16 protein-coding genes are annotated in these 18,177 nt (G+C 66.6%); 8 read left to right on the top strand and 8 right to left on the bottom strand.

The window, feature by feature from the left end; all coding sequences use genetic code 11:
• Positions 1 to 157 precede the first annotated feature (157 nt).
• From DES45_RS06170 to DES45_RS06150, 5 genes are all read left to right on the top strand, one after another.
• Entirely contained in the window at positions 158 to 535 is a 378-nt protein-coding gene (locus tag DES45_RS06170; protein WP_114769113.1) for a response regulator, read from the top strand.
• A 146-nt stretch (positions 536 to 681) separates the two neighbouring features.
• Positions 682 to 1,989, top strand: coding sequence for an adenylosuccinate lyase (purB, locus tag DES45_RS06165; RefSeq protein ID WP_114769112.1), 1,308 nt, complete (start codon positions 682 to 684; stop codon positions 1,987 to 1,989).
• Positions 1,990 to 2,218: 229 nt separating this feature from the next.
• Positions 2,219 to 3,469 (top strand): cyclopropane fatty acid synthase, encoded by a 1,251-nt coding sequence (locus tag DES45_RS06160; protein WP_114769111.1) that lies wholly within the window; start codon positions 2,219 to 2,221, stop codon positions 3,467 to 3,469.
• 31 nt (positions 3,470 to 3,500) lie between these two features.
• Positions 3,501 to 4,052: an RBBP9/YdeN family alpha/beta hydrolase gene (locus DES45_RS06155; RefSeq protein ID WP_114769110.1), complete on the top strand. Its 552-nt coding sequence runs from the start codon at positions 3,501 to 3,503 to the stop codon at positions 4,050 to 4,052.
• 117 nt (positions 4,053 to 4,169) lie between these two features.
• Positions 4,170 to 4,796: a Spy/CpxP family protein refolding chaperone gene (locus DES45_RS06150; protein WP_170151409.1), complete on the top strand. Its 627-nt coding sequence runs from the start codon at positions 4,170 to 4,172 to the stop codon at positions 4,794 to 4,796.
• 76 nt (positions 4,797 to 4,872) lie between these two features.
• Here DES45_RS06150 and rpsD read toward each other — a convergent pair whose 3' ends face one another.
• The 6 genes from rpsD to DES45_RS06120 all read right to left on the bottom strand — a co-directional run bounded on the left by rpsD (position 4,873) and on the right by DES45_RS06120 (position 11,628).
• Positions 4,873 to 5,490, bottom strand: coding sequence for a 30S ribosomal protein S4 (gene rpsD, locus DES45_RS06145; protein ID WP_114769108.1), 618 nt, complete (start codon positions 5,488 to 5,490; stop codon positions 4,873 to 4,875).
• A 262-nt stretch (positions 5,491 to 5,752) separates the two neighbouring features.
• Positions 5,753 to 6,988, bottom strand: coding sequence for a cadherin domain-containing protein (locus DES45_RS25030; protein WP_170151408.1), 1,236 nt, complete (start codon positions 6,986 to 6,988; stop codon positions 5,753 to 5,755).
• A gap of 1,291 nt (positions 6,989 to 8,279) precedes the next feature.
• Positions 8,280 to 9,152: a glutamate racemase gene (murI, locus tag DES45_RS06135; RefSeq protein ID WP_114769106.1), complete on the bottom strand. Its 873-nt coding sequence runs from the start codon at positions 9,150 to 9,152 to the stop codon at positions 8,280 to 8,282.
• A gap of 30 nt (positions 9,153 to 9,182) precedes the next feature.
• A complete protein-coding gene (locus DES45_RS06130) occupies positions 9,183 to 10,382 on the bottom strand; it encodes a dienelactone hydrolase family protein (RefSeq protein WP_245571562.1) in 1,200 nt (399 codons plus the stop codon).
• Between the two features lie 64 nt (positions 10,383 to 10,446).
• Positions 10,447 to 11,181, bottom strand: a complete 735-nt coding sequence (locus DES45_RS06125) for an RNA methyltransferase (protein ID WP_114769105.1) — start codon at positions 11,179 to 11,181, stop codon at positions 10,447 to 10,449.
• A gap of 150 nt (positions 11,182 to 11,331) precedes the next feature.
• Positions 11,332 to 11,628: a hypothetical protein gene (locus DES45_RS06120; RefSeq protein ID WP_114769104.1), complete on the bottom strand. Its 297-nt coding sequence runs from the start codon at positions 11,626 to 11,628 to the stop codon at positions 11,332 to 11,334.
• Positions 11,629 to 11,996: 368 nt separating this feature from the next.
• Between DES45_RS06120 and DES45_RS06115 the strand changes: the two genes are divergently transcribed.
• From DES45_RS06115 to DES45_RS06105, 3 genes are all read left to right on the top strand, one after another.
• Entirely contained in the window at positions 11,997 to 12,389 is a 393-nt protein-coding gene (locus DES45_RS06115) for a phospholipase A2 family protein (protein ID WP_170151407.1), read from the top strand.
• Between the two features lie 113 nt (positions 12,390 to 12,502).
• Positions 12,503 to 13,717: an NADP-dependent isocitrate dehydrogenase gene (locus tag DES45_RS06110; RefSeq protein WP_114769102.1), complete on the top strand. Its 1,215-nt coding sequence runs from the start codon at positions 12,503 to 12,505 to the stop codon at positions 13,715 to 13,717.
• 173 nt (positions 13,718 to 13,890) lie between these two features.
• Positions 13,891 to 14,589 (top strand): alpha/beta hydrolase, encoded by a 699-nt coding sequence (locus tag DES45_RS06105; RefSeq protein WP_114769453.1) that lies wholly within the window; start codon positions 13,891 to 13,893, stop codon positions 14,587 to 14,589.
• A gap of 18 nt (positions 14,590 to 14,607) precedes the next feature.
• Here DES45_RS06105 and DES45_RS06100 read toward each other — a convergent pair whose 3' ends face one another.
• Complete coding sequence (locus tag DES45_RS06100; protein WP_210210188.1) at positions 14,608 to 16,956, bottom strand: hybrid sensor histidine kinase/response regulator; 2,349 nt, start codon at positions 16,954 to 16,956, stop codon at positions 14,608 to 14,610.
• Positions 16,957 to 17,084: 128 nt separating this feature from the next.
• Positions 17,085 to 18,032, bottom strand: coding sequence for a cache domain-containing protein (locus DES45_RS25355; RefSeq protein ID WP_210210187.1), 948 nt, complete (start codon positions 18,030 to 18,032; stop codon positions 17,085 to 17,087).
• Between the last annotated feature and the right edge of the window lie 145 nt (positions 18,033 to 18,177).

The raw sequence follows: 18,177 nt of genomic DNA, 5'->3' as shown, positions 1-18,177 counted from the left end.
CTCCGGCTTTCGCGAACGGGTGTTCCGACATGAATCCTGTCAACGACGCCGACGCCCTCCGGTTCGAGCCATCGGCTGGCCGGCCGCGCATGGGCGCTCCGCGGAACAAGGCGCAAGGCTGCCCGTTGGCCTGTCTCTTTGGATCGGAAGGTGTCCCATGCTGAGCGGTTCACGTGTGCTCGTCGTCGAGGATGAGGCGCTCACCGCGGAGGAGATCCGACAGCTCCTGATCGAGGCGGAGGGAGTGCCGGTCGGCCCCGTCGCCAGCCTCGGCGAGGCGCGGCGGCTCCTGAAGGAGGGAACGCCCGTGGACGCGGCGCTCCTCGACGTGAACCTCACAGACGGGCAGATCACCCCGGTGCTGGAATCCTTGAGCGCCCGCGGCGTCCCGACCCTCGTCTATACGGGCGGCTCGTTGCCCGAAGGCGTGCGCGAGCGGCATCCCGACCTGGTGGCGCTCTCGAAGCCCGTGGCGCCGGCGCGCCTGATCGGCGAGCTCCGGCGGCTTCTCAACGGAACGGCCGTCGCGCACTAGTCATAAGGCCGGCGTCAGCGAAGCTCCCGGACGAGATCGCGGCATTCGATGCGCGCGAGGCTTGTTTTCGCCCCCCTCATCCAATAGCGATCACGACAACCGTCCAAGCAGGTCAGCGCCGCGCCCCGCCCGTAGGAGAGACAGACGTGATCCCCCGTTACAGCCGCCCCGAAATGGTCGCCATCTGGTCGCCCGAGACCAAGTTCCGGATCTGGTTCGAGATCGAGGCCCATGCCACCACGGCGCTGGCCAATCTCGGCGTGGTGCCCAAGGAGGCGGCCGAGATCGTCTGGGAAAAGGGCTCCAAGGCCACCTTCGACGTGGAGCGCATCGATTCCATCGAGCGCGAGGTCAAGCACGACGTCATCGCATTCCTGACCCATCTCGCCGAGATCGTCGGTCCCGAGGCCCGCTTCGTGCACCAGGGCATGACCTCGTCGGACGTGCTCGACACCACCTTCAACGTGCAGCTCGTGCGCGCGACCGACCTGCTCCTGCGCGACATGGACGCGCTGCTTGCGGCCATCAAGCGCCGCGCCTTCGAGCACAAGATGACGCCGACCATTGGGCGCTCCCACGGCATCCATGCGGAGCCCACCACCTTCGGCCTCAAGCTCGCGCAGGCCTATGCGGAATTCGAGCGCTGCAAGCTTCGCCTCATCGAGGCCCAGCGTGAGGTCGCGACCTGCGCCATATCGGGCGCGGTCGGCACCTTCGCCAACATCGACCCGAGGGTCGAGGAATACGTGGCCGAGCAGATGGGCCTCCAGGTCGAGCCGGTCTCGACCCAGGTGATCCCGCGCGACCGCCATGCCATGTACTTCGCGACGCTGGGCGTCATCGCCTCCTCCATCGAGCGCCTGGCGGTGGAGATCCGCCACCTGCAGCGCAGCGAGGTGCTGGAGGCCGAGGAGTATTTCTCGGAAGGCCAGAAGGGCTCGTCGGCCATGCCGCACAAGCGCAATCCGGTTCTGACCGAGAACCTGACGGGCCTCGCCCGCATGGTGCGCGCTTACGCGATCCCGGCCATGGAGAACGTGGCGCTCTGGCACGAGCGGGACATCTCCCACTCCTCGGTCGAGCGCATGATCGGCCCGGACGCCACCGTGACTCTGGACTTCGCCCTGGCGCGTCTGACCAGCGTGGTCGACAAGCTCGTGGTCTATCCGGAGAACATGCAGAAGAACCTAGACCGGCTCGGCGGCCTCGTGCACTCGCAGCGCGTGCTGCTGGCGCTCACCCAGAAGGGCGCCTCCCGCGAGGACGCGTACCGGCTCGTGCAGCGCAACGCCATGCCGGTCTGGCGCGGCGAAGGCGACTTCCTGACCCTGCTGAAGGCCGACAAGGACGTGACGGGATACCTGTCGCCCGCCGAGATCGAGGCCTGCTTCGATCTGGGCTACCACCTCAAGCACGTGGACACGATCTTCACCCGGGTGTTCGGCGCGAGCTGAGCCCCGGCAGATCGGAGCCCGAGGATAGGACGAATGGCCGGCCCATTGCCGGCCATTCCTGTTTCGGGCCGCCGGTGCCCTGCGCCGGAAGCTGCCTCCCCTGAGATTTGCAGGGGAAAACACCCCTGCCCTGCACTGAGATCAATGCTCATTCGGCTTAGCAGGGTGGAAATATTCTCCCAGTGCGCGACAATGCCCGGTCAGGAGATCAACGGCACGGGGATTGACCATGCTGTCGGAGAAACTTCTCGCCACCGCCTTCACCCGCGCGGTGAAGCACGGCACTCTCGAAATGACGACCGCCGCGGGCCACCGCATGACCTTCGGCACCGGCGCCGAGCCGCGGGTCGCGATCCGCTTCACGGACGCATCCGCCCAGATGGCGCTCTGCCTTCATCCGGAACTGAGGCTCGGCGAGCTGTTCATGGACGGCCGGCTCGTCATCGAGCAGGGCACGATCTACGACCTGCTCCAGGTCCTGCTTCAGGACACCCACGGGGAACTGGACGAACTGCCCTTTCACCGGCTGCGGAAGATCCGCGCCTGGATGAAGCGCCGCAGCGAGAACGATGCCGCGAAATCCAAGCGCAACGTGGCCCACCACTACGACCTGGACGGGCGCCTCTATGCCCTCTTCCTCGACGCTGACCGCCAGTATTCCTGCGCCTATTTCGACCATCCCGACGCCTCGCTCGAGGAGGCGCAGCTCGCCAAGAAGCGCCACATCGCCGCGAAGCTCCTGGTCGAGCCGGGCCAGAGCGTGCTCGACATCGGCTCGGGCTGGGGCGGCATGGGCCTCTATCTCGCGCAGGTGGCCGGTGCGGGCGCCGTGAAGGGCGTGACCCTGTCCGAGGAGCAGCTCGACGTCTCCCGCAAGCGTGCGGGCGCCGCCGGACTGCTGGGCCGGGTCCATTTCGAACTCGAGGACTACCGCGCCACCACGGGCAGCTTCGACCGCATCGTGTCGGTCGGCATGTTCGAGCATGTGGGGCCGCCGTCCTACGACGAGTATTTCCGCACCTGCCGGCACCTCCTCAAGGAAGACGGCGTCATGCTCCTCCACACGATCGGCCGGACGGGCACGCCCTATCCGACCAATCCGTGGATCGCCAAGTACATCTTCCCCGGCGGACACCTGCCGATCCTGTCCGAGATCATGCCCTCGGTGGAACGGGCGGGATTCGTGGTGACCGACATCGAGGTGCTGCGCCTCCACTACGCCTTCACCCTGAAGGCGTGGCGCGAGCGCTTCATGGCCCACCGGGAGGAGGTGCTGAAGCTCTACGACGAGCGTTTCTGCCGGATGTGGGAGTGCTATCTCGCCATGTCGGAATCCGCCTTCCGGTTCCAGGACGCGGTGGTGTTCCAGATCCAGCTCGCGCGCCGCAACGACGTGGTGCCCCTGACCCGCGACTACATCGCCGAGCGGGAGGCGGCCCTGCGGATGGCCGAGGAGGATCAAATGAGGAAGAGCGCTTGAACCGGACGGGCCGGACATCTACCTCCGGATCATGAAAACCTCCGATTGCGACATCCTCATCGTTCCCGGCCACGAGAATTCCGGCGCCGACCATTGGCAGAGCCGCTGGGAGCGGCAGCTCTCCACCGCGCGCCGGATCGAGCAGGAGAGCTGGGACGAGCCCACCAAGGACGCCTGGATCGGGCGCATCGTCCAGGACGTGGCCCGGGCCCGCCTGCCGGTCGTGCTCGTCGGCCACAGCCTCGGCGTCGTGGCGATCGCCCATGCGGCGCCGCTGCTCGCCCCGGGCAAGGTCCAGGGCGCCTTCCTGGTCGGCCTGCCCGATGTGGAGCGTCCGGACTTCATGCCGGCCATCGACCGCGCCTTCGCGCCGATCCCGCGCGATCCCCTGCCCTTCCCGTCGGTGCTGGTGGCGAGCCGCACGGATCCCCACTGCGACTACGCCAAGGCTGAGGACGTGGCCTATTCCTGGGGCGCCGCGATCGTGGATGCGGGCGATGCCGGCCACATCAACACCGATAGCGGCCACGGTCCCTGGCCGGAGGGCCTGATGCGCTTCGCCGGGTTCCTGAAGCGGCTGTGAGGCCGGGGATTTGCGTCCGGACCGCCGCAACATGACGAAAAGTTCATGCGGCGGTCACTTGGATGACAGCGCGATGGGACCAATCTCCTGGGTATCGACCTCATGGAGGAACACCAGATGAAGAAGATCGTCACCCTCGCCGCCGCGGCCCTGATCGCTGCCTCCGGCACCTACGCCGTCGCGCAGGGGGCCGGTCCGGGAGGCCCGGGCGCCGGTCAGGAGCGCCAGGCACGTCCCGAGCGCCCCCGCATGTCCCAGGACGATTTCAACCGGTTCGTCGATGCCCGGATCGCCGGCATCAAGGCCGGCCTGAGGCTCACGGCCGACCAGGAGCGGCTCTGGCAGCCGGTCGAGGCCGCCATCCGCAACAATGCCAGCGAACGCTTCACCCGCATGGAGCAGTTCCGCGCCAACCGGGATCAGAACCGGCAGCTCGACTTCATGCAGCGGCTCGAACGCCGCAGCACCTTCGCCACGGAGAACGCGCAGCGGACGAGCGCCCTCGCCACCGCCATGCGCCCGCTCTGGGACTCCTTCAATGAGGATCAGAAGCGGATTGCCCCTCGCCTCCTGCAGCAGGCGGTCGGCGGCATGGGCTGGCGCGGTGAGCGCCGCGGCGACCGGTTCCACGGCCGGGACCACGACCGCATGGGCATGATGCACCACGGCGACCGGATGATGGGCCGCGGCCCGGGCATGATGCAGCAGGGCGGCCAGCCGGCCCAGCCGCAGAACCCGCAATAAGGCGCGATCTCAGCAGGCAACGAAAAAGGCCGCCCTTCGGGGCGGCCTTTCTTTTGGTCGGATCCGATGTCGCGGATTAGCGCGAATAGAACTCGATCACGAGGTTCGGCTCCATCTGAACCGGGTACGGCACCTCGGAGAGGGTCGGCACGCGGGTCATGCGGGCGGTCATCTTGGAATGATCGACCTCGAAGTAGTCCGGAACGTCGCGCTCGGCGAGCTGGGACGCCACGACGACGACCTCGAGCTGCTTCGACTTCTCCTTGACCTCGATCACGTCGCCCGGCTTCACGAGGTAGCTCGGGATGTTGACGCGGCGGCCGTTGACCTTGACGTGGCCGTGATTGACGAACTGGCGCGCGGCGAACGGAGTCGACACGAACTTGGCCCGGTACACGACGGCGTCGAGACGGCGCTCGAGGAGGCCGACAAGGTTCTCGCCCGAGTCGCCCTTGAGGCGGATCGCCTCGGCGTAGTAGCGGCGGAACTGCTTCTCGGTGATGTTGGCGTAGTAGCCCTTGAGCTTCTGCTTGGCGCGCAGCTGCGTGCCGAAGTCGGAGAGCTTGCCCTTGCGGCGCTGGCCGTGCTGGCCGGGGCCGTATTCGCGGCGGTTCACGGGGCTCTTCGGGCGGCCCCAGATGTTCTGACCCATGCGGCGGTCAAGCTTGTGCTTGGCCTGAATGCGCTTCGACATCGCTGTTCCTCTGTGTTGTCGAATCTGCGAGGAACGCGCCCTCCTCTTCCCCTCATCCCGAGGAGGCCCAAGGGGCCGTCTCGAGGGACGGGACGACAGGCCGGCCGGAGCCGGGCCACGGGAGCGTAAAAAGTTACGCGGCCCGAAAGGACCGCGCGAACGGCTGGCTTCTAGGGGAAATGAGGCGGGAAGTCAATCGGGAAGACACCTGCCTCTGTCGTTCCTGGGCGGAGTGGGATCGGCGAACCCACCCCGCGAGGGCTCAGATGACGAAGAAGTCGTTCTTGGTGAGGCTTGCCTTGTTGGCGAGCTTGGCGATGGCGACGGCCGCCTTCGCGCCCGAGCCGTCCTCGTCGTAGTACAAGACCCCGGTCTTCTTGTTGTAGACCAGGTAGTCGTTCGCGTCCTTGGCCTTGTCGGCCACCTTGAAGAACGCCGCCTTGAGCTTGGCCGGCTTCGACGCCGAGCCGCTCCCCAGCTTCTTCAGGTACTTGTTGTCGAGGTAAATGCTGTCGTCGGCGGCCGAGAAGTCGGTGATCGTGTCCACATTGGTGCGGCTGTTGGGCCGCGTGTCGAACACGAACACGTCCTGGCCTGCCCCGCCCGTGAGCACGTCCTTGCCGGCTCCGCCATAGAGCGTGTCGTGGCCGGCCTGCCCGGTGAGCACGTTGGCTCCGGACGTGCCGCGCAGCACCAGGTTCACCGCCCCTGGCGTGCCGCCACCTGTGCCGGTGTCGGCGATGTCGGTCACGCGGACGGTGAAAGTCTGCGTGGTCTCGCCGCCCCAGGCGTCCTTGGCCGTGACGGTGACGGCGTGCTGCGTCTTGGCCTCGAAGTCGAGCGCACGCGTGACCACCAGATCGCCGTCGCGGATGGCGAACACCCCGTCCGGATCGGCCGCGAGGCTGTAGCTGACCGCATCCCCGTCCGCGTCGGTGGACGAGAGCTGCCCCACCACTGCGTTGGCGGCGTTCTCGGCCACGCTCATGTTGGACAGGCCCACGGAAGCCGGCGCGCTGTTGATCAGCGCCACGGTCTTGTCGCTGAACTTGGCGAAGCGGATGTTGGTGAGCGTGTCGGTGCCGTCCTGGCCGTTGTTGTTGTGCTGGACCGTGATTGTGGCGCCGCTCGTGGTGACGGTGTAGTCTCCCGCGCGGCCGGAGAACACGGCGGTGTTGACGCCACCGCCGCCGTCGAGGGTGTCGTTGCCCTTGCCGCCGGTGAAGGTGTTGGCGTCGGCGTTGCCGATGAAGGTGTCGCCGCGGGTGGTGCCGATCAGCGCCTCGATGCTGATGTAGGTGTCGGAGCCTTCGGTATTCTGCGCGTCGTCCTTGTTCGCCATGTTGACGAAGACGGCTCGCTGTTGCCTTTCGGCAGTGTTGAACACGACCGTGTCGAAATCGGCTCCGCCGTTCAGGGTATCGTTGCCCAAACCACCGTCTAGCGTGTCGTTGCCTTCGCCACCGTAAAGACTATCGGCTCCCAAATTGGTCTGCATAACATTCGCGGCGTTGTCACCAGTGAGTGTTACGCTCCCAGTACCGTTTACAGTGATATTTTCGATGCCTGTCAAAGTGACGGCACTATTGTCATTGTTGATAATTTGGCGGCCATTGACCCTAAGGTCCACTGTGATGATAGATCCCTCAGGACTAAGAACAACCGTGTCGTTGCCTCCACCGCCATGAATGGCGTTATCTCCGCCTCTACCGGCAATGAAAGTCTCATCGCGTGATCCGCCATACGCTACGCTTGACTGCACCAAACGAACGGAACCTATGATTATGCCGCCCCGCCCGTCATAGATGGAACCAGAGGTCCTGAATATTACATCGCCATCAATAAGCCCATTGTTCGCAATGACGCTCGATCTGACATTAAGATCGATATTTCCATAGATATTGCCGCTGTTATATAGGGAAACATCAGCAGTGACATCTAGGCTTGCAACAGCATTTCTGAAGGGTCCTTGTCCGTGGATTTCACCGATATTACGGATGATGGTACTTCCATTGAATGATATACCGTTGTAACCCAAAACCTCGCCAGTTGCTCCAATCGTGATTGCTCCACCATTGGTCAATTTAATCCCGCTGGTTCCAGCTACTGTCGCAGGAGAGCTGACAATACCATTGATCATAATTGCATTGTTCGATGCAGATGAAACGATGCCGTTGCCTGCTGCGGTTCCAATCGCCCTGACCGAGCCGCCATCCTCGACGAGAACGGTGTCGCCTGATGCCAACGAAAGTGCATCACCGTCCACAACGGTAAGGCTGTTCTGCTGATTGAAAACATAATCGGTCGGCATCGCGGCATTCCTCCGTCGGGTCGGTGCGGCGGCTCAGGGAGGCCGCGGAAGTGGGTCTGTCCTGGCTCCTGTGCGGCTGCGGCCCGAGGCCGCTCGGAACCAGTCCGCGCGAAGCGCAGAAACAACGTTACGTCATTAGACTTATAGACCCGCCGCCTGCGTCAACAACTCCCCGTTCGGGGAGGCTTCTCACCCGTCTTGCGTCGTTGCGACCCATCCTCTCCACGGCCCGATTCTGCTTGAACGGCCACGATTTCACAGGGGTGGAACCTCGCACGTCCGAGGCCGCGTCAGCCACCTTGCGCGGATGCTGGAAACCACTGCCTCTTTTCCCTCGAAGCCCAAGAAGGAGGGTGGCTCCGCCGGGCTAGATGATTGACGTGATGTGGTGATCGGCGATGAGACGACCCACATGCAGTAAAACTGCATTGCGCCAGAGCACTGCCGCAGTATGTCAGCCAGGGGCGATCCCGTACCGCTAACCCTGCCTTAGCGGCATGTCCTCGACGTCGATCAGCGGCAATCCCTTGTCGTGCAGGGCTTTCCGCAGGGCCGGTGTCACGCCCCCGCCTCCGGTGAAGACCGCCAGAGCCTCGCCCTCGTCGGCCTCGTGGCCCGGCACGGGCGCGCCGATGAGCTGGACCACGCGGCGGGCGATGGCCGGGGCCGGGTCGATCCAGGTGACGGGCCAGGGGGCCAGCGTCTCAAAGCGGGAGAGAAGAAGCGGGTAATGGGTGCAGGCGAGCGCCACCACGTCGGTCCGCCCGGCCGCGTCCTCGACGAAGCAGGGCTCGAGCTCGGCCCGGATCTCCTCGTCGGAGACCGGGGCGCCGGCGAGCTCCGCCTCGGCGAAGGCCGCGAGCCTGCGGGAACCTACGAGCTTGACCGTGCGCCCGGCCGCATAGGTCTCGACGAGGTCGCGGGTGTAGTCCCGCGCCACGGTGCCGGGCGTGGCGAGCACCGTCACGTGGCCCGACCGGGTCGCGAGCGCCGCGGGCTTGATCGCCGGCACGGTGCCGACAAAGGGGACGGAGAACCGGGCCCGCAGGTGCGGGAGCACGAGGGTGGAAGCCGTGTTGCAGGCGATCACCACCAGCTCCGGAGCGTGGAGCCCGATCAGCCGCTCCATGACGGCGAGCACCCGGGCCACCAGGGCCTCCTCGGTCAGGCGCCCGTAGGGAAAGCCGGCGTCGTCGGCCGCGTAGACGAAGCGCGCATCGGGCCTCGCCTTCAGCACCTCGGAGAAGACCGTGAGGCCTCCGAGGCCGGAATCGAAGACCAGGATGGTGGGAACGGGCGACGGCATGACCGCCGGGTTATAGGTCGTTCCCGCGAGAAGATCGACAAGCATGAACTGAAGCCCCCGTGCCGCTTCTTGACCTCATGAGCGCTGGTTCAGGAAACCCTGCAAGCTGTGCTTTGTTTCGTCGTTCGGCGCGAGATTGAGGCGGCGGCGGGGCCCCCGCTCCTGCTTCTCCTCCTCGGCGCCCTGTGGCGGCTGCGCCGAGAGGCGCTTGACCGGCCAGCCGTCGCTCCAGGTCCCCATGTCGATGAATTTGGGGTCGCGGCGCAGGGAGGCGGCATCCTTGCCCGAGAAGGCGGCCTCGGCGGCCATGTCGAAGGTCTTCCAGAAGGCGAGGTAGTCCAGCGTGTCGGTGCCGTTACTGCCGAGCTGCTGGACCAGGATGGTTTGCGGTCCCGAGAGCGACATGTCGGCGCTCCAGCGCCAGGTGTTGCGCTGCTTCGGGTCCTTCGGCGGATCGGGCGGCAGCTTGATGGCGGAGGCGTCGTAATCCGCCTTGGGCGAGCCCGGCGAGGCGAGCGTTGCGGTCACGGCCGGAAAGCCGTGATCGTCTGAACTCGCCCGCATGAAGAGTTTGCGGCTTGCGGGAACGGCCGAAGCCTCCTGCAGGATCCGCTTGGCGGCCCGGTCGGCCGGGAGGTAGTCGCGGTCTCCGCTCATGGCGATGAGCAGGGTCGAGGCGTCGATGGTCGAGAGATCCTGGAGCATGATGCCCCGCTCCTTCTCGTTCGAGGCGATGCCGCCCGGCATCAGGCCGAGGATCAGCTTCGGGGCCGGAACCCCGGAGGCCTGCGCCCCCGCCGCGACGTTGAGGGCGATCGGCACGCCGGCTGAGTGACCGATGAAGGCGACCCGCTTGAGGTCGGGCCTGGCGGCCTCGTCGGACTCCAGGGTCTCCAGAGCGCTCTTGATCAGCGTGGCGGCCAGTTCCGACGCGTCGGCCGGGCGGGAGCGGTTCACCTCCTGGAAGCGCGGGAAGAGGACGAGATAGCCCTTACGCGCCAGATGATCGATCCATCCGCCGTAGAGCGACGGGTTCACAGCGCCCCAGGAATGGAAGAACACGACGACCGGCCGCGGGGACGCGGCGTTCTCGGACCCGTGGAAGACATAAGTTCCGGCGCTGGCGGTGCCGACGGCGCGCTTGGCCACCTGGGAGATCTTGTGGTCGGACCCGCCCGGCCCCTGCTCCGGCTGCTTCGGCGGCGTCGCGGCCTGGGCCAGGGGGGCTGCCAGGCAGGAGCCCAGAAGGAGGAGCGTCATCAGCGAACGGCGCATGGGCGATCTCTGGTCCGGTACGGCTGGCGCAAATTGCGCCCACCATCATGAAAACAGAAGATCTTTAAGGCTTTCTCAATCTGCGCCCTTCCGCAAGGGCACGAATCGCTCCGCGCAGGGTGCGCACCTCCTGCTCGCTCATGGCGAGCCGGTGGAAGATGTCGCGCATGTTGCGCGCCATGATCGGCTTCTTGTCGGCGGGGTAGAAGTTAACCGCATCGAGCTCGGCCTCGAGATAGTCGAAGAACGACACGACCATCTCGCGCGGCGCCGGCGGCGACAGCATCTCGCCGGTGAAGGGCAGCACGCCTCCGGTCGCGGCCCGGTTCCACTCGTAGGACATGAGCAGCACGGCCTGCGCCAGGTTGAGCGAGGAGAATTTCGGATCGACCGGGAAGGTCACGATGGCGTCCGCGAGCGAGATCTCGTCGTTCTCGAGACCCGTCCGTTCGCGCCCGAACAGGATGCCGACTCCCTGGCCCGCCGAGATCCGGCCCTTCGCCTCCCCCATGGCGGCTTCGGGGCCGAAGACGCGCTTCATCTGCCCGCGCTCGCGGGCCGTGGTGGCGAAGACGTAATTCAGATCGGCGATCGCCTCTCGGGCCGTATCGTAGAGCTTGGCGCCCTCCAGCACATGCACGGCGCCGGAGGCGGCCGAATGGGCGCCCTTCTTGGGCCAGCCGTTGCGGGGCGAGACGAGGCGAAGCTCCGAGAGGCCGAAATTCGCCATGGCGCGGGCCACCATGCCGATGTTCTCGGCCAGTTGGGGCTCGACGAGGATGATGATGGGATGGGTCATGAAGCGGTATCGGAAAGCATGTCCGGCGATCCCGGCCCCATTCCCTTAGCGCCAAGAGGCCTCCCGGGCCAGAGGCGCCGCAGGAAACGAAAAGGCCTCCTGCGGACACGTCCGGCAGGAGGCCTGCTTGTGCGGGTTGTCGCGCCGGTCTTACCAGCAGCCGCCCCAGCCGCAGTAATAGCCTGGGCGCGCCGCGGCCGCGCCGAGAACGGCGCCGCCGATCACGCCGACCGCCGCACCGGCTGCGGCCTGGTTTGCGGCCGCGTTGGACTGGGCGACGTTGTTCCGGTAGCCGGCGTTCACGCAGCGCTGGTAGGTGGCGGTGCCGGGCTTGAGGCCCGTTTCCAGGCAGACAGATTCCGCGCTGGACATGGATTGTTCGGCTGTCTGGCAGCCTGCGACGGTGAGAGCGAGCGCGGCGGCTCCGATGGCGATTGCAAGACGCATTGTTGGTCCCTGTCAGTCTAGTGTTGCCTCGCACCGGCGATCCCGCGCGACTTGCGGGCTCCCGGTGCCGGCCAAGCTTCAGGACAATTTTCAGCCTGCGACGGTGCGGGAGCACACAAGACCGTGAGAATTCCTCGAAGAGACCCCCGGAACTTGATTACGTTATTACATTTAGCAAGACCGTTTGCCTAGCGGAAATCGTGCTTCCGACCGCTCCATGTCCGGGCGACGTCGGCGGAGTCCGTGACCACCTGAGCCGCAGACCCGTGACCCTCGCGCAGGGGCGGTTCATGGAACCCGAAGCAGGAGGACCTCATTTCCCCGGCAGTATCGGCATCTTCGCCTAACTTAGGAAACCAGTGATATCCGTGATCAGGTCCGTTCGACCGCTGGCCGCTCTTGCTCTCTGTCTCACAGCGCTCTTCTGCTCCGCCCCGGCAGTCGCTCAGGGCGCAGCGGGCTCACGCACGGCCGCGCCCCCGCTCTTTCACGGCCATTGGTGCGGAGCCGGCGACCAGAACCGGGCCGCGCCCGTCGATGCGCTCGATGCCGCCTGCCGGGCGCACGATCTCTGCTACGAGCGCGTCGGCCGCAATGCCTGCAACTGCGACCGGGCCTTTCTCGACGCGACCGCGAGGCTCGCCCGGAACATGCGCATCCCGGAGAGCGTCCGCAGCAAGGCCGCGACGGCCAATTCCCTGTTCAGCGCCGCCCCCTGCCGGGAGAACCCGGAGCTTCCGAAAAAGACCGGGGCGCCCTGACCTCAGCCTAAAGACCCGGCTTCCCCCGGAGGCTCAGCCGCGCTATAGGCCGCACCAGAAAACCTGCCGTCCGGCAGGCCCGGCCCCCCGCTTCAAGCGCTAAGGTGAGATCAATGGCGAAGATCAAGGTTGCCAATCCGGTCGTCGAACTCGACGGCGACGAGATGACCCGTATCATTTGGCACTTCATCAAAGAGAAGCTGATCCACCCCTACCTCGACATCGACCTGAAGTACTACGACCTGTCGATCGAGAACCGCGACGCCACCAACGACCAGGTCACGGTCGACGCCGCTCACGCGATCAAGCAGTACGGCGTCGGCGTGAAGTGCGCCACCATCACGGCGGACGAGGGCCGCGTGAAGGAGTTCGGCCTCAAGGAGATGTGGAAGTCCCCGAACGGCACGATCCGCAACATCCTCGGCGGCGTGATCTTCCGCGAGCCGATCATCTGCAAGAACGTGCCGCGCCTGGTGCCGGGCTGGACTCAGCCGATCATCGTCGGCCGCCACGCCTTCGGCGACCAGTACCGCGCCACCGACTTCCAGGTTCCCGGCAAGGGCCGCCTGACGATCAAGTTCGAGGGCGAGGACGGCACGGTCATCGAGAAGGAAGTGTTCAAGTTCCCCGAGGCCGGCGTCGCCATGGCGATGTACAACCTCGACGAATCGATCCGCGAGTTCGCCCGGGCCTCGATGAACTACGGCCTGATGCGCAAGTACCCGGTCTACCTCTCGACCAAGAACACGATCCTCAAGGTCTATGACGGCCGCTTCAAGAACATCTTCCAGGAAGTCTACGACAACGAGTTCAAGGCGAAGTTCGAGGCCGCCGGCATCACCTACGAGCACCGCCTCATCGACGACATGGTGGCCTCCGCCCTCAAGTGGTCGGGCGGCTATGTGTGGGCCTGTAAGAACTACGACGGCGACGTGCAGTCCGACACGGTCGCGCAGGGCTTCGGCTCGCTCGGCCTCATGACCTCGGTCCTGATGACGCCGGACGGCCAGACGGTCGAGGCCGAGGCCGCGCACGGCACCGTGACCCGCCACTACCGCGAGCACCAGAAGGGCAAGGAGACCTCGACGAACTCCATCGCGTCGATCTTCGCCTGGACCCGTGGCCTCGCTCACCGCGCCAAGCTCGACGACAACGCGGAGCTCGCCCGCTTCGCCTCGACCCTCGAGCGGGTCTGCGTCGACACGGTCGAAGCCGGCTACATGACCAAGGACCTCGCGCTCCTGGTCGGCGCCGAGCAGAAGTGGCTCTCCACCACCGGCTTCCTCGACAAGATCGACGAGAACCTCAAGAAGGCGATGGCGGCGTAAGACCCGCCCTCCTCGTTCCACGGAAAGCCCGGCCTCGCGCCGGGCTTTTTTCGTGCGCACAGTGCCCCGCGGAGCCGCCTCTGTCCGTCCGCTCATCCCGCGATCGGTCGGCGGCGAGGAACAACACGGCCGACAGGAGATTGGCTCACGAAGCGGGAGCCGACCCGATGCCGATGGATGCCAGAAGCGATTTCGACGACCACGCTCGCAGCGGACGCTTGCAGGCGCGGCCGGAGGCCATTGCGCAGCCGGGCGATGGGTCCGCCGGGCGTCATGCCCTGGGCCTCGGCGGCAAGCGGGACGGGATTCTCGCCGTTCCGTCCCGATTCGAACCTACGAAGCCGGCGCCCCTTATCCTCGGCCTCCACGGGGCAGGCGGCGTCGCCGCGCAGATGCTCGATCTCATGGCGGATCCGGCGGAGCGGCATGGCGTCATCGTCCTGGCCCCGGAATCCCGCGGCCCCACCTGGGACGTGATCCGCGGCGGCTACGGTCCCGACGTGTCCTTCATCGACCAAGCTCTGCAGCAGACGTTCCGGACCTACGCGATCGACCCGGAGCGCATCGCGATCGCGGGGTTTTCGGACGGCGCCTCCTATGCCCTGTCCCTGGGGCTCACGAACGGCGCGCTGTTCAGCGACGTCCTGGCCTTTTCGCCCGGCTTCATGTCGCCGTCCCGGCAGGACGACCTGCCCCGCATCTTCGTCTCCCACGGCGTGCAGGACAGCGTTCTCCCCATCGATGTCTGCAGCCGCCGCCTCGTGCCGAGGCTGAACCGCGCCGGCTATCAGGTCGAGTATCAGGAATTCGGCGGCGGGCACGTGGTGCCCGCCGAGGTCGTCGAGGGGGCGGTCGGCCGCTTCCTAGGCTGAGGCCGGGTCCAGGACGAGTCAGGCTTCGAGGATGCGTCGGACCTTCTCTGCGAGGCTCGTCGCCGTGAACGGCTTGGTGATCAGATCGACGCCCTCGTCCAAGCGTCCGTGGTGCACGATGGCGTTGCGGGTATAGCCGGTCGTGAACAGCACCTTCAGGCCGGGGCGTCGCTTCAGGGCCTCGTCCGCTACCTTGCGGCCGTTGAGCGGGCCTGCGAGCACCACGTCCGTGAAGAGAAGGTCGACCTCCGGATGGGCGTCGAGCAGCGCCAGGCCGCTCGGCCCGTCGGCCGCCGAGATCACTGCGTAGCCGGCCTCCTCGAGGGCCGACACGGTGAACTCGCGGACCATGTCCTCGTCCTCGACGACCAGGATGGTCTCGCCGTAGCCCTCCTGCATGTCGGCGCTGGCGGAAAGGTCCCCGACCGCACGCTCCTCGCCCGCCCCCCTCAGCCGCGGGAAATAGAGCTTGACCGTCGTCCCCTCCCCGACCTCCGAATAGATCGCCACATGGCCGCCCGATTGGCGCAGGAAGCCGTAGACCTGGCTCAGCCCGAGCCCGGTCCCCTTGCCCACGGGCTTCGTCGTGAAGAACGGCTCGAACACCCGGTCGCGCACGTCGGGCGGCATGCCCATTCCCGTATCGCAGACCGCGATCATGACGTACTGACCGGCCCTGGCGTCGCCCCGCGCCACGGCCGGATAGGCCTCGTCCAGATGGGTGTTCGCAGTCTCGATGGTGAGCTTGCCGCCCTCCGGCATGGCATCGCGTGCATTCACGCACAGGTTCAGGATCGCGCTCTCGACCTGGTTCGGATCCGCCTCCGTGCGCCAGAGGCCGCCCGCCAGCACTGTCTCGATGGCGATGTTCTCACCCAGCGTGCGGCGCACGAGTTCCGACATGGCGCCGACGACCTTGTTCAGATCGACCAATTCGGGACGGAGCGGCGACTGGCGCGAGAAGGCGAGCAGACGATGGGTGAGGGTCGCGGCGCGCTGGGCGCCCTCCATGGCGCTGCGCACGTTGCGCAGCAGGCGCTGGTCGCCCGACCCGCTCTCCAGGCGCCTCTGGGCCATCTCGAGGTGACCGGTCACCACCGTGAGGAGATTATTGAAGTCGTGCGCCACGCCGCCCGTGAGCTGCCCGACCACCTCCATCTTCTGCGATTGGCGGAGCTGCTCCTCGGTTCTACGCAGGGCCTGCTCCGCGTCGCGCTCCGCGGAGACGTCGCGAGCGATGGCGTGAATGAAGTTGGCATCGGGCACGGCGGTCCAGGACAGCCAGCGGTAGGATCCGTCCTTATGGCGGTAGCGGTTTTCGAAACGCAGCGTGGTGACGCCCTCCGACAGCCGCCCGGCCTCCGACAGGGTGCTGCCCACGTCGTCGGGATGGACCAGATCGATGAAGGCCTTGCCGATCAGCTCTCCTTCCGTCCAGCCGAGGATCGTGGTCCAGGCTGGGTTCACGGCGACGATCTCGGCGTCGAACCTGGCGACGAGCATCAGCTCCGTCGACAGCCGCCAGATGCGGTCGCGCTCGGCGATGGCGGCTTCGACGCGGCGCTCTAGGGTCGCGTTGAGCTCGCGCAGCTCCGCCTCCGCCCGCTTCTCGCGGTCGATGTCGAGCACCGCCACGACGGCGCCGGTGAGCTTTCCGTCCTGGTCGCGGATCGGCGAGCCGATGATGCGGACCCATGCCTCGGTGCCGTCGCCGCGCAGGTACAGGACCTCAATCTCCGGCCGCTCGTCGCCGTCCCGGATGACCCGCGCCATCGGGTATTCCTCGCCCCGGACCCGCCGCCCGTCGGGATGGAAGCCCACCCAGGCATCGTAGCTTTCGACGCTCTTGGAATGTACGATCGGGTGACGGAAGATGTGCTCCACCTGGGCATTGCCGTCGACGATATGGCCATCGGGGCACTCGCCGATCACGATCCCGACCGGAACCGCGTCGAACACCGCCTTCAGGCGCGCCTGGCTCTCGGCCAGTTGCGCCTTGGCGGCGCGCTCCTCGGTGATGTCGGTGTGGACGCCCACCCATTCGCGGACCGCTCCATCGCCGTCGGAGACGGGCACGGCCCGCACCGAGAAGAGGCGGTAGACCCCGTCGTGCCGCCGCACCCGATGTTCGAAAATGAAGGTCCTGCGCTCGCGCACCGCCTCGTTCCAAGCCCCGACCGTCGCGTCGACATCCTCCGGATGAACGGCTGCGCTCCAGCCGAAGCCCTGGTACTGCTCGAAAGTCTGGCCCGTCAGCGCGGCCCAGCCGGGTTGCACCCCGGTCATGCGACCTTCCGCGCTGTTGGTCCACAGGACGCCCTCGACCGCGCGGACGGCCGCCCTGAAACGCTCCTCGCTGGCCTGCAAGGCCGACTGACGCTCCCGTATGCCGATGGCGGACGCCTCGAGGGCATGGCCGACATCGTTGGCCTCGCGCAGCCCCGTTGTGAGGACAGGAACCGTCTCGCCCCGTCCGAGCCGGTGCGCCGCATCGGTCAGTCGTCCCAGGGGCCGACGATGCCTTCCGCGAACCAGACCGCGAGGGCGATCGAGGCTGCCAGAACGGCTGCGGCGGAACCCAGAAGGATCCAGGTCATCTGCCGCAGCGGCGCGTGCACCGCCGAGGCCGGCACGCCGACGGCCACGCGCCAGCCGGACAGGGACGAGCGCGTATAGGCGCCCAGGACTGCCATGCCCTCCAAAGTCTGGCCGTTCCAGATTCCGCCCGCCCCGGTGGTGTGGGTGCGCAGGTCCGGGGTCGCTTCGCTGCCGAGGTAGCGCTCGTGCTGGCGCGAACGGGCGACGATGCGGTCGCGGCTGTCGATGATGGCGACCGTCCATTCCGGAGGCGCCACCGAGGCCAGGATTTCGGACAGCCGCGCCGGGTCGAGCGCGATGTTGAGCGCAAAGGCCGCCTGGCCGCGCACCATCACCGGAGCGTCGATCAGGACGAGTTTGAGGCCGGTGGTCGTGCCGGTGTAGAGGTCCGACACCACGGGCTTGCCGGTCTCGAAGGCCTGCCGATCCGCGGCGAGCAGGATCGGATCGGTCGAGACCGGAAGTGGGCTTCCGAAGGGCCGGCTGGTGTTGACGATCTGCTGGCCGGTGCGGTCCCGCATCGCGATGAAGCTGCCGCGGTTCCGGAGCACCGCACGGGCCTGCGTGTCGAACGCCGCAAGGTCGCCGCCGGGTTGCAGAGAGGGCGAGGTCGCCAGCGCCTCCAGCGCGGCCGTGAGGCCGATGAGCTCCCGGTCGATGGCTGCGGAAACCTGGTGCGAAAGTTCCAAGGCATCGTGCTCGTAGCGGACTCGCTCCGCGGCGGCGAAGCGCCAAAGCAGAAAGCCAGCGAAGAGCACCACCGGGATCAGGACCGCGGTGACGAGGAGGACGAGACGGGCACGGGTGGAAAGGGCACGGTGCCGGAACGCAGACGACGGATGCACGGGGAGCTCTTTCCTGGTCCTGTGGCTGGGGCGGCTATGTAGGGAAGTCACCCCCCTCCGTCCACTCTCCCCTTGTCACATTCGCGACGCGGGATGGTGCAGGAACAACAGGGGTGGAAAGCAAGCTCCTACGAGCTAAGCTCGT

Source organism: Microvirga subterranea (genome assembly GCF_003350535.1).
In the GTDB taxonomy this organism is placed as follows: Bacteria; Pseudomonadota; Alphaproteobacteria; order Rhizobiales; family Beijerinckiaceae; genus Microvirga; species Microvirga subterranea.
The sequence above is the reverse complement of the archived record's forward strand: the minus strand, read 5'-3'. Positions and strand labels throughout refer to the sequence as shown.

What these genes read in the sequence shown, in the direction of transcription:
- DES45_RS06170 (WP_114769113.1), top strand. Translation starts at nt 158, where the DNA reads ATGCTGAGCGGTTCACGTGTGCTCGTCGTCGAGGATGAGGCGCTCACC.
- DES45_RS06160 (WP_114769111.1), top strand. Translation starts at nt 2,219, where the DNA reads ATGCTGTCGGAGAAACTTCTCGCCACCGCCTTCACCCGCGCGGTGAAG.
- DES45_RS06155 (WP_114769110.1), top strand. Translation starts at nt 3,501, where the DNA reads ATGAAAACCTCCGATTGCGACATCCTCATCGTTCCCGGCCACGAGAAT.
- DES45_RS06150 (WP_170151409.1), top strand. Translation starts at nt 4,170, where the DNA reads ATGAAGAAGATCGTCACCCTCGCCGCCGCGGCCCTGATCGCTGCCTCC.
- rpsD (WP_114769108.1), bottom strand. Translation starts at nt 5,490, where the DNA reads ATGTCGAAGCGCATTCAGGCCAAGCACAAGCTTGACCGCCGCATGGGT.
- DES45_RS25030 (WP_170151408.1), bottom strand. Translation starts at nt 6,988, where the DNA reads ATGCAGACCAATTTGGGAGCCGATAGTCTTTACGGTGGCGAAGGCAAC.
- murI (WP_114769106.1), bottom strand. Translation starts at nt 9,152, where the DNA reads ATGCTTGTCGATCTTCTCGCGGGAACGACCTATAACCCGGCGGTCATG.
- DES45_RS06130 (WP_245571562.1), bottom strand. Translation starts at nt 10,382, where the DNA reads ATGCGCCGTTCGCTGATGACGCTCCTCCTTCTGGGCTCCTGCCTGGCA.
- DES45_RS06125 (WP_114769105.1), bottom strand. Translation starts at nt 11,181, where the DNA reads ATGACCCATCCCATCATCATCCTCGTCGAGCCCCAACTGGCCGAGAAC.
- DES45_RS06120 (WP_114769104.1), bottom strand. Translation starts at nt 11,628, where the DNA reads ATGCGTCTTGCAATCGCCATCGGAGCCGCCGCGCTCGCTCTCACCGTC.
- DES45_RS06110 (WP_114769102.1), top strand. Translation starts at nt 12,503, where the DNA reads ATGGCGAAGATCAAGGTTGCCAATCCGGTCGTCGAACTCGACGGCGAC.
- DES45_RS06105 (WP_114769453.1), top strand. Translation starts at nt 13,891, where the DNA reads ATGGATGCCAGAAGCGATTTCGACGACCACGCTCGCAGCGGACGCTTG.